13 protein-coding genes are annotated in these 15131 nt (G+C 52.3%); 4 read left to right on the top strand and 9 right to left on the bottom strand.

The features are described from left to right. Window positions 1–11: 11 nt before the first annotated feature. Complete coding sequence (locus tag F7231_RS17175; protein WP_166692829.1) at window positions 12–938, top strand: class I SAM-dependent methyltransferase; 927 nt, start codon at window positions 12–14, stop codon at window positions 936–938. A 24-nt stretch (window positions 939–962) separates the two neighbouring features. On the opposite strand, the gene F7231_RS17170 is transcribed toward F7231_RS17175, so the two are convergent. The 9 genes from F7231_RS17170 to F7231_RS17130 form a co-directional block, all read right to left on the bottom strand. After that, the gene (locus F7231_RS17170; RefSeq protein ID WP_166692828.1) at window positions 963–1820 is read right to left on the bottom strand and encodes a glycosyltransferase family 2 protein; all 858 of its coding nucleotides are present in this window, start codon (window positions 1818–1820) and stop codon (window positions 963–965) included. Then, a complete protein-coding gene (locus F7231_RS17165) occupies window positions 1817–2980 on the bottom strand; it encodes a glycosyltransferase family 4 protein (protein WP_166692827.1) in 1164 nt (387 codons plus the stop codon). Before F7231_RS17165 ends, F7231_RS17170 begins: the two co-directional genes overlap by 4 nt. Before the next feature lie 11 nt (window positions 2981–2991). Continuing rightward, window positions 2992–4011: a glycosyltransferase family 2 protein gene (locus F7231_RS17160; protein WP_166692826.1), complete on the bottom strand. Its 1020-nt coding sequence runs from the start codon at window positions 4009–4011 to the stop codon at window positions 2992–2994. A 12-nt stretch (window positions 4012–4023) separates the two neighbouring features. Then, entirely contained in the window at window positions 4024–4887 is an 864-nt protein-coding gene (locus F7231_RS17155; protein ID WP_166692825.1) for an NAD-dependent epimerase/dehydratase family protein, read from the bottom strand. An 83-nt stretch (window positions 4888–4970) separates the two neighbouring features. Next, window positions 4971–6197, bottom strand: coding sequence for a class I SAM-dependent methyltransferase (locus F7231_RS17150; protein ID WP_166692824.1), 1227 nt, complete (start codon window positions 6195–6197; stop codon window positions 4971–4973). A 167-nt stretch (window positions 6198–6364) separates the two neighbouring features. Next, window positions 6365–6904 (bottom strand): dTDP-4-dehydrorhamnose 3,5-epimerase, encoded by a 540-nt coding sequence (rfbC, locus tag F7231_RS17145; RefSeq protein WP_085411756.1) that lies wholly within the window; start codon window positions 6902–6904, stop codon window positions 6365–6367. Continuing rightward, entirely contained in the window at window positions 6901–7989 is a 1089-nt protein-coding gene (rfbG, locus tag F7231_RS17140; RefSeq protein ID WP_085415043.1) for a CDP-glucose 4,6-dehydratase, read from the bottom strand. The genes rfbC and rfbG overlap by 4 nt, the downstream gene beginning before the upstream one ends. A 113-nt stretch (window positions 7990–8102) precedes the next feature. After that, a complete protein-coding gene (gene rfbF, locus F7231_RS17135; protein ID WP_085411755.1) occupies window positions 8103–8873 on the bottom strand; it encodes a glucose-1-phosphate cytidylyltransferase in 771 nt (256 codons plus the stop codon). Window positions 8874–9021: 148 nt separating this feature from the next. After that, the gene (locus F7231_RS17130; protein WP_166692823.1) at window positions 9022–10371 is read right to left on the bottom strand and encodes an FAD-binding protein; all 1350 of its coding nucleotides are present in this window, start codon (window positions 10369–10371) and stop codon (window positions 9022–9024) included. A 301-nt stretch (window positions 10372–10672) separates the two neighbouring features. Here F7231_RS17130 and gcvP point away from each other — a divergent pair, with 301 nt between their 5' ends. The 3 genes from gcvP (at window position 10673) to F7231_RS17115 (ending at window position 14865) form a co-directional block, all read left to right on the top strand. After that, window positions 10673–13570, top strand: a complete 2898-nt coding sequence (gene gcvP, locus F7231_RS17125) for an aminomethyl-transferring glycine dehydrogenase (protein ID WP_166692822.1) — start codon at window positions 10673–10675, stop codon at window positions 13568–13570. A 139-nt stretch (window positions 13571–13709) separates the two neighbouring features. Then, the gene (locus tag F7231_RS17120; RefSeq protein WP_085411752.1) at window positions 13710–14276 is read left to right on the top strand and encodes a hypothetical protein; all 567 of its coding nucleotides are present in this window, start codon (window positions 13710–13712) and stop codon (window positions 14274–14276) included. Window positions 14277–14391: 115 nt separating this feature from the next. Continuing rightward, window positions 14392–14865, top strand: coding sequence for a hypothetical protein (locus F7231_RS17115; RefSeq protein WP_085411751.1), 474 nt, complete (start codon window positions 14392–14394; stop codon window positions 14863–14865). Window positions 14866–15131 lie beyond the last annotated feature (266 nt).

The raw sequence follows: 15131 nt of genomic DNA, 5'->3' as shown, positions 1-15131 counted from the left end.
CAGTAGTCTTTATGGTTTATTCTCCGCTAACGGGCAAGCCTGCCACATTGGTTGACCAGATTCCGATTCAGCTTGTCGTTGATGTCTATAAGAAGCTGGTCAACCTCGATGTAGCCCCTTATTTTAAGCAGGCGACCACTTTGTCTGTCTATCGATGTGACGAAACTGGCTACCGGTTTTATGAGCCGGCAGTCATGGGTGACAGCGATTTTTATAAACACATTGGTCATGCGCTGGGCGGCTATTACCCGGATTGGAAATGGGAAAACAATTTCGCCGCTCAATACGTCGGGCCGACTAGCTCGGTACTGGATATCGGTTGCGGCAACGGGGGGTTTCTCCAGACGCTTCAGCGGCGGTCGGGTTGCGCAGTCATGGGGCTGGAGTTCAGCGAAGAAGCTATTTCGGTCTGTCAGCAGAAAGGACTGGCCGTTTTTGATCAACCCATTGAGACATTCGCTCAGGAGAAGCCCGAGTGCTTCGACGTGGTATGCGCTTTCCAGGTAGTTGAGCATATTGCACAGCCCAAACTATTCATCGAAGCGGCGTTAAAAACCCTGAAGATTGGCGGCAAATTGGTCATTGGCGTACCGAATAATGACCCGTATTTGTTTGAACACGGCAAATACGAGCCACTTAATATGCCGCCCCACCACTGCGGCCTATGGAATGCCGACTCACTGCGTGAATTGACTCGTTTATTCGCTATGTCTGTCGTTGATATTCAGCAGGAAAAAGCGAAATCCACGCGCGATCTCTTGATATACCCCTACCTGCACACCAAACATCGAATTGAAAAATTAATACATGACGGCAATTCATCAGCTAGTCTCAGGCTGTTGGATAACAGACCTGCCAAACTCTTACTATCGCTGTTCAACTTTACAAAAAACCGGCATATGGGCCATACTGTAGTGGCTGTTTATGAAAAGCAGTGAACTGGGTACATGCCTATATATGCATCAGCGTAGTCCATCACGTAAGGCCTGCCAGGCGTAGCGTAACCGCACTCGTTTCTGGTTTTCGAACAAGCTTATTTTTACCACTTCAATCAGCACCGTTCTGAGCGCTTCAATCAGATAGGCAGGGTGCTGTTTCCTGTGTCGCAGCCCTACCAGTATGCTATTCCGAATCAGGTAGTAATTACGTACAGGTCTATGGGTTACGTAACGAAGCAAGCCACCCAGCACGGCCCGTTGCTGCCCCAGCCGGTGTACGAGTTGCAGGGTCGATAGTTCAATAACGGTATAACCATGCACGGCTAGTTTCAACGTGTAGTCGTGATCAACAACGTCAATAAACAGCTCGTCGTCAAAGCCACCCACTTGCTGATACACGGGTAAACTAATCAGATTACCCGACGTCATGGTGGTCAATACGGTTCTGGGTGCTGTTTCGGTGGGCTTGGCTGTGGAGGTAGCTGTAGTCAGTGCATGCTGTGGGCACACGATACCAATCGGGTCGTTGAGGTGCATATTCCAGAAGCGCGCCATCGTTTCTATCATATTCTCGGGCGCACGGCTATCGTCATCCATAGTAAGCAGGTACGTGTAGCCATCGGCGATCGCTTTGGTAGCCCCTGCGTTCAACGCGTGGGCAATGCCTTTGTTAGCGCCTAACCCGACATATACTACGTTGGATGTTCTGGCAGCAAACGCATCGGCCCAGCCAACGCCCTCCGGAGTATTATCAACAATGTACAGCTTGTCGATCTGAGGCAGGTACGTTTGGATGTGCTCAATACACGAGGGCGGGCTGTGGTATAAGACAACCACCCCAGCCACGGTAGCTTTGTCAACGCGCGCCTGACCGGGAATCATATAGGTCTATTGTTTACAGGACTCACCAACGACGTATACAGGCTTATATGCCCGTCGATCATAGCTTTGTTAGTGAAGGTTTTCGGCGGCAACATAGGTGCTTCGCCGCGAGCTGCACTGATGATACCCTGAGCCAGCGCCTGATGGCTGGCTGGCGCCACCTGAATCACCCGGTTATTCACGATCTCGGGTAATGACCCGGCGGTGGTTACTACAGTACAACTGGCCAGCAGACAGGCCTCGATGGCGGCATAGCCGAATCCTTCAGCCAGTGAGGGAATGACCACACAGTCGGCGGCCTGGATGTGAGCAAACAGGTCTGCACGCGTCTGTTTATCAAGCACTGCTACCGACTCGGGTACGTTGAATGAGGCCAGCCGGCTGGTCAATACATCACGCAGGGAAATGAAGTTGGGGGCTGAAGGCCAGATAAATTTAAATGTAACTGAGGGCAATGCCTCTAATACGGCAGGCACCGCCTCAACCAGGTTGTCGAAGCCTTTGGAAATGCCGGGGCGACCAAAGCTAAGCACCACATAGCTACCGGTAGCGTAGCCATTTCGTGCCTGAAACTGTTGCTTTTCCACCTCTGAGAGCCTGTATTTTTCAATCTCAGCATAATCAACGCCAGGATAGATCCGCACGGCCGCTGCCTTCGGAAAAAGCTGTTTGTAATCGCGCAGGGTACTGTCTGATATACAGATAGTGGCATCGAACCGGAAGAGCAGCAAAACACGCTCGAAGAGGCGAAGCAGATGCGCTTTCCAGCGTTTCTGCCCGCTTAGGCTGTACCATTTCTCGTTCCAGACCTCATAAACCGTAACCAGCGCCCGCTTCCCGGTGAGCAGACTGGCGAGCCAGGCGGGAAAGATGGCGTTGTAGGTTGCTGTATGAATAAGATCATGGCTACGAGCCAACCGAATGGCTTTGGCAATGGCCCAGAGCGTGAAAAAATAACGCTGCCCCACCATCGGCACGCGCTGACGGATGATCGTTACCTTGTTATGCTGCTCGGTATCTATATACTCCGGAAAATTTTTAGGCGTCAGTACGGTCGCTGAATGCCCCTGGGCTACTACCCCTTCGGCCAACTGCTGAAAGAGCAGTTCAGCCCCGCCTATGTGCGGATAATAGTTATCCAGTATATACAAAATTTTCATCCGAAATGATGCTACAGAGGCTTTTTAGTCAGTCGTTGTAAAGACAAAAGCAATCGAATGATGCCTTTCAGCGTAGGCCGGATAAGTAAGGTTTGTGGCTTGGTTAGCATCCAGGTGATGAGTCCGGTAAGAAATGGGTACCGATACACCTCCTCGTTGATCTTCCGCATGCCCCGCGTCGACTTTTCGACCGAGATATCACCCCGTACCGACCAGAACAACGCCACCATCAGCCATCGCCGCGCCTGAAAACGCCGCCATTCCTTAACGCCTTCGTCAGTAGGGCTAAGTATAGATAGCTGCTCAACCAGTTGACACAGTTTGCTCGTATCAGCCACAAACTCCAGAAAGCGGTCATCGCTTGTTTTACCGTCCATTGATGTCCAGTAGCGAACCTTTCCCAGCGTTTTGTTCAGATAGTATACATCCCCGAGTTGATGCAGAGAAAAGACGGTAGCAATGTCAAATGCAAAAATAATATCGCCTGCTAGAAGGTGCCGAATGGCCGTGTAGCCCTCGCGGCGCATCATCAGCGCCGGAAAGAAGCCTAGGACGGGCCGAACAGCCAATAGCTCCCGAATCGATTCCTCGGCCGATCGGGTGCCTGTAGCTTTATTGTGATAATTGAACCGAACAATCCCTAAGTCGTAATGCTCTACGCAGGCCAGTTCGGAATACCCAAAAGCCACCGCCGGATTCGCTTCCAGCGTCCCTACCATCAACTCAACGAAGTCTGGGCAGAGGTAATCATCAGAACAAAGGAAAGTCAGGTAATTACCCGTTGCCTGATCCGCACCAAACTGAAAATTCTGCACCATTGGCAGAAACTGATCAGGTTTTCTAACCTTCAGCCGCTCATCTGTTAAGCTGGCCAAGTATCCTATCAGTTCATTGGTGGAGTGATTGTCAGACACAACCACTTCTATATTCGTATAGGTCTGGCTAAGGGCGCTTTCAACGGCGTCTTTAAAATAGCTAAGCTTCTGATTGTAAACCGGAATGACAATGCTAACCAGCGGACTGCTGCTCATGAACTCTTCTTTTTAGTAAACACTGGCCTCTTTAGTCACCAGCCTGAGGCGAGTGTTATCGCCCCAGAACGCCATGGGTTCGTAATCGGGGTATGGGTAATGGCCTAATTTTAAGGTAATGCGGGCATTAAGCCGTTGGACATGCTCCTCAACCAGCCGTCGTACCGAAATGGGTTGACCGCTGCAACAGTTGATGACGCCCGTGACACGGTTCTGTTCCATGATCTGGGTCAGGTACGTTGCCACGGTCTCTACAGGCAGGTAATCGCGTAGCTGTTCGCCACCCGACATATTAAATTGGGTCTCACCTGCCGCCACGGCTCGCTCCAGCAGAGGCAGAATCGAGTGAGGGCTTTGGCCAGGACCGTACAGATAAAACAAGCGCGCCCATTTTAAATCAAACGCATGTTCGGTCTGCAACGTCTGCAAAAACCGACGGAGCGAGTCTTTGGCCAGCGCATACGGATTGGCTGGGTACGTTACCGACTCCTCTGACAAACAGCCGCTCTGCATACCATACTCAAAACATGTGCCAGTAACCGTCAAATTACGCAATCCGTTCGTAATCAGATTCTTGAGAAAAAGGTACTGCGGAAAGAGGTTTTGCTCGAGGTGGAACGACGACTTGTAATTGGGCAGCCCCTGCCAGGCAAGGTGCATTAGCGCGTCGGGATGGCCGAAGTAAGCATATAGGTCCTGTTCATCACCGGCGGGCGGTATCGAATAAGGCACAACCATTACCTGCCCGGCCCAGTCGAAATGGGCTAATTTGTCGGGTTGTGTCGACGAGACCGTTACACGGTGCCCACGCGCCAGCAATGCCCGCACTACGTGCTGCCCTACAAACCCCGATACGCCGGTGACGAGAATATGCATTGTTAACAGGTATTGCTGAAGCTCCAGCTTCAGCAGTTAGAATCGGATAATTACTACCGAAGCTGGAGCTTCAGCACTATCGGTTACAACACGTTCACTTCCGGAATGGGAACGACGAACTGGCCACCCCATTCTGAAATGTACGACAGTTGCTTCGTGATTTCGTCGCGGAGGTTCCAGGGCAGAATCAGCACAAAATCGGGCTTTCGGGCCTTCAAAGTTGCTTCATCGACAACCAGGATGTGGCTGGCGGGCGAAAACTTGTTCTGCTTAGCGGGGTTGGCATCCACCACAAAATCGATTAGGTCGCTCTTTACGCCGCAATAGTTCAGGAGCGTATTTCCTTTGGCTGCCGCACCATAAGCCGCTACCGATTTGCCCGCCCGCTTTTGCGTTGTCAGGAAATCGAGCAGATCGAGCTTCACATTCAGGGCGCGTTGCTGGAAGCCTTTGTAATACGCCATTGTGGTCAGGCCTGTGTCTGCTTCTTTCTGAATCATGGCCGCTACACTGGGCGAAATGGCCTTGCCCTGATCGGTTTCGTGTTTGGCATAGATTCGTAGCGAACCACCGTGGGTAGGCAATTCTTCGACATCGAACATAGTCAGGCCCTGCGCCGCAAAGATCTGGCTAACGGTGGTAAACGACAGGTACGAAAAATGCTCGTGGTATATGGTATCGAACTGGTTGTTTTCGACCAGTTGGAGCAAGTGCGGAAACTCCATCGTGACCACGCCTTCGGGGTTGAGCAGGATCTGCATGCCCTTCACAAAGTCAACAATATTGGGTACGTGAGCCAGCACGTTGTTGCCTAACAGCAGGTCGGCACCAGTACCCTGGCTTCTGAGCTCGGTAGCCAGTTCGGTACCAAAGAAGCGGGTAATGGTGGTCACGCCCTTGTCGATGGCGGCGGAGGCGGTATTGGCGGTTGGTTCAATACCCAGCACCGGAATCTGCTTTTCTACGAAGTATTGCAGCAGGTAGCCATCGTTCGAAGCCACTTCGACTACTAGCGACTGGCTATTCAGCCCAAACCGCTTGGTCATAGCCTCAACGTACCGCTTCGAGTGGGCCAGCCAACTGGTCGAAAAAGACGAAAAGTACACGTACTCACTATCGAAAATCGCGTCTGATTTCTTATACTCATCGACCTGCACCAGAAAGCAGGTTGGGCAGGTGAAGACCTTCAGTGGATAAAACGTTTCGGGCTCATTAAGCTGTTGGGCCGTCAGAAACGAGTTCGAAGCAGGCGAGTTAAACAGGTCGATAAAGACGTGTTCGAGGGGTGTATGGCAGAATCGACAGGTCATTTTTTAGAGGCTGTGGGGTAGGCGTTGATGGTACGCGGATTGTACGGAGTAAACCCGATTTGCACGGATTTTTGGATTAAAAGGGGGCTGGTCTGCTTCCATTTTGCACTTTGTTTCAATCCAAAAATCTGCGAAAATCCCTTTAATTTGTACAATTCTGCGTATCATCACTGCATACTATCGTCAAGCAAAGTGAACCCCATATCTCGGGCGGATATATCCGTGATAGGGAGGGGCCAGGTTATGTTTAGTTTCGGGTCATTATAGCGAACGCCTTCTTCGTGTTCGGGCGCGTAAGCAGCACTGTGACAATATACTAGTTCACAGTTGGGCTCGAGTGTCTGGAAACCGTGGGCGCAGCCTTCGGGAATATACAGCATCTGCTGATTTCCGGCCGATAGCTCAGTGCCAAACCATTGCCAGCGCGTGGGCGAGCCGGGCCGTAGATCGACCAGCACATCAAACACGCGACCGGCCACGCAGCGAACCAGCTTTACTTCAGCCGCAGGTACGTGCTGGAAATGCATGCCCCGGATGCTACCAGTTGTGGTGGTCATGGAGTGGTTCATCTGCACCCAGTCGGCACAAAGACCGTAGGTGAGAAATGCCGCCCGGTCGAAGGTCCGCATGAACCAACCCCGGTGGTCACCACGGGGGGTGGGCGTGATCAGATACGCCCCGGCAATGGGTGTTTCATCGAATGTCATACAGCCCAGGGTTGGTTAGTCGCTTCGGCCTGCGCAGTGTAGGCCCGCAGGTCGGCATCTGTATGCACGGCTCCATTCTGGTAATAATCGCGGTACCAGGCGATGGTACGCTGAATGGCTGTTTCGGTATTCCAGACGGGTGCCCATCCTAAGCGCTCATGAGCTTTAGTGCAATCCAGCGACAGCAGGTGCGCCTCGTGCGGATTTGCGGCCGACGGATGTTCGATAGACTGAATGGCCGACCATTCGGCGCGCGCATAGGCAATCACCTCGCGAACGGGCAGTACATCAGTGGCGGCCGGACCAAAATTCCAGCCCTCGGCACTGGGTACGTTACCTTCCATAAGTTGCTGCCCAACCAGCAGATAGCCCGACAGCGGTTCCAGCACATGTTGCCAGGGCCGCACCGCCAGCGGATTTCGAATCTCAACCGGTACGTGGCCCTGGGTACTCCGAATCAGGTCGGGAATCAGACGGTCAGCGGCCCAATCGCCGCCGCCAATGACATTGCCCGCCCGGACACTGGCTACCAGCACCTGATGCGACTGCCCATACTGCGCCGGGTTGAAAAACGAGTTTCGGTAGCTCGCCGTGACTAATTCAGCCGCGCCCTTCGACACGCTGTATGGGTCAAAACCACCCATTGGGTCGGTCTCGCGCAGTGGCTGGCCGTCTTCCGGATTGTCGTAGCATTTATCGCTGGTCACGATCACCACCGCCCGCACCGAAGGCGTATAGCGAACAGCTTCCAGCAACCGGGCTGTGCCCAGGATATTCGTTTCCAGCGTTTCCAGTGGTGTACGATACGATTCGCGCACCAGCGGTTGCGCAGCCATATGCATCACCATATCGGGCTGAGCGCTTTGCATGGCCTTTACCAGCACAGGTACGTTGTTCAGATCGGCCAGCGTCTCCGGCTGGTTAAGGTGCAGCAGGTCGTATTGACTGGGCGTAGTAGGCGCGGGCAGTGAGTAGCCCACTACCTGAGCGCCCAATTGGTGTAGCCAATACGCCAGCCACGACCCTTTAAAGCCCGTATGCCCCGTCAGAAAAACGGTCTTTCTTCGGTAGATATCGTTGAACATGAACATCTTGCCCTCAACTTACTGTCTTCTGTTGCGCTGCTAAGTCTGAATTACGTGCTTTAGCAGCGCACTAGAAGACAGTCAACTGAAGGCAGGGAATTGAGGATTCTATTTTACCAAACTTTCCATTCTGCCTGACCACTATTCCAGGCGTTTTCCAGTTCCGTTTTATCGCGCAGGGTGTCCATTGGTTTCCAGAAACCATCGTGCCGAAAGGCCATCATCTCGCCCTGTGCGGCCAGCATTTCCATGGGGTAACGCTCCCAGGTGGTATCATCGCCCTCGATCAGGTCAATGACAGAAGCATCACAAACGAAAAAGCCGCCGTTGATCCAGGCACCATCGCCTTTGGGTTTCTCAAGGAATGACCGGACGCCATCAGTGTCATTTACATCGAGCGCCCCAAACCGGGCCGAGGGCTGTACCGCCGTAAGGCTGCATTTTTTGCCATGTGCTTCATGAAAAGACACCAGTTTTGTGATATCTACGTCGCCCACGCCGTCACCGTATGTGAGCATAAACGGCTCGTTGCCAATATGATGACGTACCCGGCGAAGCCGCCCACCGGTCATGCTGGTTAGGCCAGTATCTACGAGGGTGACTTTCCAGGGCTCAGCCTGCGAGGTATGGACCGAAATTTCGTTGGTGCTCAGGTCGATCGTTACATCAGACTGGTGGAGGAAGTAATTCGCAAAAAACTCCTTGATAATATACCCCTTATACCCCAAGCAAACGATAAACTCGTTATAGCCGTGGGCAGAGTATATTTTCATGATATGCCAAAGAATAGGCATACCACCGATTTCGACCATCGGTTTGGGCTTCACGACCGTTTCCTCGCTTAAACGAGTACCAAGGCCGCCAGCTAGAATCACAACTTTCATGGATGCGTGGGCTACTACGCTATGGGTTAGCTTAGGCAAGTTAAGGCAACTCACCTAACGATAAATAGGCCCGCTCCAATTTTCGTGCCATTAATCTGGCTTCGTGCGCCCAGTGTCTATATGGGCGCACGTGCACTGAGCCCAGTCGTTAGCGCACGTAGACGTTCAAGTCCAGATACTTATTGCGAAATTTACCTCGAGGATCATACATGCGGGCCAGTTGCAGGAATTCGGGGAGCAGATCATATCGCTCTTTGATCACCTGCGGGTCTACTTTGAATAGCTTACCCCAGTGTGGGCGGGCATTGAATGGCGCGAGTTCAGCCTCGATCTGCGGTAAAATCTTCCGGACTTCCTCCCAGTTTTGTTTCCAGGTGAAGTGAAAGGCCACACAATCCTGATTGTAACAGGGACTCATCCAGAAACTATCTGCCGCGATGGTGCGAATCTCGGAGATCATCAGCTGGGGGTAAATGATGCTACCCATCTTTTCGAGCGCTAGAAACGCCTCAACGGCATGCATTTTCGGCACGAAATACTCCGACTGTAGCTCCTCACCGCTGCTGGGTGTGAAACCCATCTTGAAGTGAGGCAACCGCTCGTACCAAGGTCCCGGAACGCCCATCTGCTCGGTGCAGTTTTCGGCCGACATCTTGGTGATCGGATGCAGGTTTTTCGTCGCTGCTTTCGCTCCAAAGAAATCAACGCCTAATGCCTTTGTATCCGGTTCTACTTTCCGCTTTACCCAGACCTGACTGATCTTTTTGTTCTGCCAGTCGGTAAACAGGCTGACGCTATACCCACTCGCCAGCACCTCCTCGAAATGATCTACCAGCGACTGGAGAGGCAAATCCTGAAACAGATCCTGACGTACCTGATAGGTCTTCTGGACAGCCAATGTCATTTTGGTCACAATACCCAGAGCGCCTAACCCTACCACCGCTCCGTTGAACAGCGTTTCGTCTTTGTCGCGGCTCAGGTTAACAACTTCGCCATTGGCCGTAATCATTTCCAGCGCCGATACAGCCGTGGCCAGGTTACCATTTTTCACCCCTGAGCCGTGCGTGGCTGTGGCACAGGCACCGGCAACCGATATATGCGGCAACGACGCGAGGTTGTGCAAAGCATATCCCCGTTTGTCGAGTTCCGGCGCAAACTGACCATAGCGTGCCCCCGCCTCAACGGTAACGGTCATGGCCTGCTCGTCAATTGACAGTAACTTATTGAAGTGCTGCGTCGAAATCTGGCTGAGCGGGCTATCAGCAATGTCGTTGAAACAATGGCACGAACCGAGCGCTTTTTGTTGGCCCGCCCGCTTGATAATCGTTTGCAGCTCGTCTATCGTTTTAGGCTCGTAGTACTCTTTAGCCTGGTACTGATAATTACCCGCCCAGTTTTTACGAACGGCTTTTCCCTGCCCATCGCAGGCGATCAATGGCGACAGCACGGTGCCGGCCACCAGTGCAGATGACGTTTTCAAGAATTCGTTTCGTTTCATTGGTTAAAATTGAGAAGAGAGTTGCGGTGGGTACGTCCATACCTGAAGGTACGGTTATAAATGGTAAAGAGTTGGTTGAAGATAACCTAACTACGCACCCGTTCGGTAGGCCAGGACAAAAAAACGCCCTGACCGATTGGACAGGGCGTTTTTGTAAATTATAGTTGGATAAGTACGTAAAAGATGCCTTATCTACGCAAAAGCCACTGCTTTTGGATTTAGACAAACCCAAAAAGTATGACACGGCACGTTTTGACGTAACTTTGGGTTCCGAAATAAAGCCGTACGAGTCAACCACTTTATGAAAGTAACGCTTCAACAAACCGACCGTTTTGAAGACCGTCACAACGGTCAATTTGATCAGGATTTCAACCAGATGCTCGAAGCAGTGGGCGTCGATACGATCGACGAACTCATTGAACAGACCGTACCGGCCAACATCCGGCTCCCTCGTCCGCTTGATCTGCCCGCGCCCAAGGGCGAACACGAGTTTTTGAGTGACTTCAAAAAACTCGCCCAGCAGAACAAGATCTTCACGTCATACATTGGCCAAGGCTATTACGATACCCTGACGCCAAACGTGATTCTCCGTAATATTCTGGAAAATCCAGCCTGGTATACGGCCTATACGCCCTACCAGGCCGAAATTGCCCAAGGTCGCCTGGAAGCCCTGCTGAATTTTCAGACGGTAGTCTGTGACCTGACCGGCATGCCGATTGCCAACGCCTCGCTGCTCGATGAAGCTACTGCCGCTGCCGAAGCAATGACGATGCTCCACAGCCTGCGCCCGGCTGCCCGGAAGAAAGCCGAAACGTTTTTTGTGTCGGACCGTTGCCACCCGCAAACCATTGAGGTGGTACGTACCCGAGCTACGCCGCTGAATATCCGCGTGGTAGTAGGCGACCATCGGATGGCCGACCTGACGTCAGGCGCTATTTTCGCTATGCTCCTGCAATACCCCGCCACCGACGGTGAAGTATTCGACTATACAGACCTTATTTCTGCCGCTCATGAGCTTGGTATCAACGTAGCTGTTGCTGCCGATCTGATGGCCCTGACGATGCTGACACCTCCTGGCGAAATGGGGGCCGACGTAGTGGTTGGCTCTGCCCAGCGGTTTGGCGTGCCTATGGGCTTCGGTGGCCCACACGCAGCCTTCTTCGCGACTAAAGATGTGTATAAACGGCAGATTCCGGGTCGCATCATCGGTATGTCGGTCGATGCGCAGGGAAATCCAGCCCTTCGTATGGCACTACAAACCCGTGAGCAGCATATCCGTCGCGAGAAAGCAACGTCGAATATCTGCACCGCGCAGGTTTTGCTGGCCGTCATGGCGGGTAGCTACGCCGTTTACCACGGACCACAGCGTCTCCGCGAGATTGCCGAACGCACCCACGGCCTTACCCGGTTGTTTGCCAAAGCAGCACGCCGAGGTGGTTATGAAATCATTTCCGAGAACTACTTCGACACCGTTACTCTCCGCGTTGATGATATCGAATCGCTGAAGAAATCGGCCCGGGCGGCGCAAATCAACCTTCGTTACCACACCAACGATGAGTTGGTTAGCCTGTCATTCGACGAAGCCAAAACGATCAAGGATCTAAAAATCCTGCTCGATGTGTTCGGCATACAGGTATCAGCCGATGATCTGACCAGCATGATCGATAGCCTTGAGCTGACCTGGCCTGAGCGGCTGGTTCGGCAATCGGACTACCTGACGCACCCTGTTTTCAACACGCACCATACCGAACACGAGATGTTGCGTTACCTGAAATCACTCGAAGAAAAGGACCTTTCACTGGTTCACTCAATGATTTCACTGGGTAGCTGCACCATGAAACTCAATGCTACCGCCGAAATGATTCCGGTAACCTGGCCTGAGTTTGGTAAAATGCACCCCTTCGCCCCTAAGGAGCAGACAGTCGGCTACCAGCAGCTTTTTGTCGACCTGAACACCTGGCTGTGCGAAATCACCGGTTTTGCCGCTATGTCGCTACAACCCAACTCGGGTGCGCAGGGCGAATACGCAGGTTTGATGGTCATTCGGGCTTACCACGAAAGCCGGGGCGATGAGCACCGCAACGTGGCCCTGATTCCGCAATCGGCTCACGGTACCAACCCTGCCAGTGCCGTAATGGCCGGTATGAAGGTGGTGATCGTGAAATGCGACGAACGCGGCAACATCGACGTACCTGACCTGAAAGCGAAAGCCGAACAGTACGCCGCCGATCTTTCGTGCCTGATGGTAACGTACCCAAGTACCCACGGTGTGTTTGAAGAGAGTATCATCGATATCTGCGACACGATTCACAAATTCGGTGGTCAGGTGTACATGGATGGGGCCAACATGAACGCGCAGGTAGGCCTGACCTCACCCGCAACCATCGGTGCCGACGTGTGTCACTTGAATCTGCACAAAACCTTCTGCATTCCGCACGGCGGCGGTGGTCCCGGTATGGGTCCCATCGGCGTAGCTGAGCAACTGGTACCTTTCCTGCCTGGAAAAGGCTCGGGGCCCGTTTCAGCAGCGCCCTACGGATCGGCCAGTATCCTGACCATCTCGTACGCTTACATCGCCATGATGGGCGGCGAAGGACTGACCAACGCCACCAAGCGGGCCATCCTGAACGCCAATTACATTAAGTCGCGGCTCGACGGCCATTTCGAAACGCTGTACACAGCTGTGAGTGGCCGCGCGGCACACGAAATGATCATCGACTGCCGACCGCTGAAACAGTCGGTCGGCATTGAGGTAGAAGACATTGCCAAGCGCCTGATGGATTACGGTTTCCACGCGCCAACGGTATCGTTCCCGGTAGCGGGCACAATGATGATTGAGCCAACGGAATCAGAATCGAAAGCAGAGTTAGACCGGTTCTGCGACGCCATGATCGCCATCCGCAATGAGATTCGCGAGATCGAGAACGGCGAGGTTGACAAAGTGGAAAATGTACTGAAATACGCACCGCACACCGCCGTGGTAGCTCTGGCCGATGACTGGAATCGTCCGTATACCCGCGAGAAAGCCGTTTTCCCGTTGCCTTATGTTCGGGCCCGCAAGTTCTGGCCAAGCGTAAGCCGTATCGACTCGGCCTACGGTGATCGTAACCTGGTTTGTTCATGCGTGCCGACAGACGCCTACGCCGAAGTAACTGCCGAAGCAGGCATGGTTGCCACCGATATGGTTTCGCCCGCTTAAAACTAAGTTTGCTGTTTGTCGTTTGAGACGGTCCGCCGCCGCGGTTTGATATTGCTCCGCTACCCCAGGATTTGGGTAATTAGCAGTGTAACGTCAAACCGCGGCGGCGGACCGTCTCAACCTATTTTTTCCCAACGTTATGCAAGACATTGAGCCTTTCTATGGCTGGGAGAAGTATTACGCCGCCTCTGAAGATCCTCAGTCGCCTTTTCACGAGCGGACATACAATACAACCCAGTACGAGAACGACATTTACGGTTATTACATCCACCCGTTTTGGGACGAAATCGGTTCTGAGACGCTTTATTGCAAGATTCTTTACGCCAATTACGACAGGCAAGCTGTCGTGATCGAGTTGTTCGGTGAGTGGAACGACACGCTGCACAACGACATTATGCACTTAAAACGGCAGGTCATTGACCCGCTGGTTAAGGAGGGCATCAAATACTTTCTGCTGATTGGCGAAAACGTACTCAACTTTCATGGTTCCGACGATAGCTACTACGAGGAGTGGTTCGACGACGTAGAAGATGGCTGGATCACGGCCATTAACTTCCCCGAATTTGTGGAGCAGGAATGGAAACGGTTCCACCTCGATTATTACATCAATTTCGGGGGCACCTTACACATGGTCAACTGGCGCACATTGAAGCCCATGAACCTGATTGAAGCCGTAGGTACGTTGATTACCCGGCGGTTGGGGTGAAACAGTTTTCTGTCCTCAATGATCTATTGCTTCGCTCTTTTAAAACTCGTTAACTTGCAGCGTAACAAAGTACTGAGGACCGAAAACCGAGGACTTATAACCGTTAATTGAGCTAATGGAAAATAAAACCACCGCCACCGAACAGATTCAAGCAACAAAAGCCGCTGCAGCCGAAAAGTTAGACGCTTTTAAGACGGAAGCCGGTGAACACCTGAACGCTGCTGCAGCTCAACTCGACGAGTTGAAAGACCAGTTAGTTGCTAAAGCTCATGAATTGGGGCAACAAGTCGATATCGATGACCTCAAAGCGAAAGCGGCGGCACATATCGAAACGGTGAAGGCTACTACTGCCGAATCGCTGACGAACCTGCAGGCGCAGGCAGAAACAGCTTACACAACAGCCTCAGCTAAAGCAGATGAGCTGGCTGATATTGCCGAAGATAAATTCGATGAAGTTCGCGCAGAAGCGGCCGTTCAGTTGGAAGCCGCTCAGGTTAAGCTTGATGAGTTGAAAGCCGAAGCCGCCCATCAGGTTGAGGCCGCTAAGGAAAAAGCGAAGGCCGTTTGGAACCAGCTTTTCGGCGAGTAACAAGCCTATTACGTTGATAGTAAGTTAATAAACCCGGACGATCTTCAGTTAAGATTGCCCGGGTTCATTTGTTTAGAACCCTTCTGTATATTTCTCCGTACGTATGCCTTTAGTACAATTCAGTAGCTAGTGTTGCGGGGATTGTATTCGTTTTGTCCTAATCTTACCGTAGTTTTGTAGGCTCGCGTAACTTATTGTAAGTCAGGCGAGGGATCAGCAGAAACAATATCTTCTACTGATTTGTTTACAATCGACATTAACACTTC

The organism is Fibrivirga algicola (assembly GCF_011742925.1).
Lineage (GTDB): Bacteria > Bacteroidota > Bacteroidia > Cytophagales > Spirosomataceae > Fibrella > Fibrella algicola.
Note: the sequence above shows the minus strand (reverse complement) of the source record. Positions and strands in the feature narration are given on the sequence as shown.

Bases quoted from the DNA above. Each gene is read 5' to 3' on its own strand.
- F7231_RS17155 (WP_166692825.1), bottom strand. From the start codon at position 4,887: ATGCATATTCTCGTCACCGGCGTATCGGGGTTTGTAGGGCAGCACGTA.
- rfbF (WP_085411755.1), bottom strand. From the start codon at position 8,873: ATGAAAGTTGTGATTCTAGCTGGCGGCCTTGGTACTCGTTTAAGCGAG.
- rfbG (WP_085415043.1), bottom strand. From the start codon at position 7,989: ATGTTCAACGATATCTACCGAAGAAAGACCGTTTTTCTGACGGGGCAT.
- F7231_RS17120 (WP_085411752.1), top strand. From the start codon at position 13,710: ATGCAAGACATTGAGCCTTTCTATGGCTGGGAGAAGTATTACGCCGCC.
- rfbC (WP_085411756.1), bottom strand. From the start codon at position 6,904: ATGACATTCGATGAAACACCCATTGCCGGGGCGTATCTGATCACGCCC.
- gcvP (WP_166692822.1), top strand. From the start codon at position 10,673: ATGAAAGTAACGCTTCAACAAACCGACCGTTTTGAAGACCGTCACAAC.
- F7231_RS17165 (WP_166692827.1), bottom strand. From the start codon at position 2,980: ATGAAAATTTTGTATATACTGGATAACTATTATCCGCACATAGGCGGG.
- F7231_RS17130 (WP_166692823.1), bottom strand. From the start codon at position 10,371: ATGAAACGAAACGAATTCTTGAAAACGTCATCTGCACTGGTGGCCGGC.
- F7231_RS17160 (WP_166692826.1), bottom strand. From the start codon at position 4,011: ATGAGCAGCAGTCCGCTGGTTAGCATTGTCATTCCGGTTTACAATCAG.
- F7231_RS17175 (WP_166692829.1), top strand. From the start codon at position 12: ATGGTTTATTCTCCGCTAACGGGCAAGCCTGCCACATTGGTTGACCAG.
- F7231_RS17115 (WP_085411751.1), top strand. From the start codon at position 14,392: ATGGAAAATAAAACCACCGCCACCGAACAGATTCAAGCAACAAAAGCC.
- F7231_RS17150 (WP_166692824.1), bottom strand. From the start codon at position 6,197: ATGACCTGTCGATTCTGCCATACACCCCTCGAACACGTCTTTATCGAC.
- F7231_RS17170 (WP_166692828.1), bottom strand. From the start codon at position 1,820: ATGATTCCCGGTCAGGCGCGCGTTGACAAAGCTACCGTGGCTGGGGTG.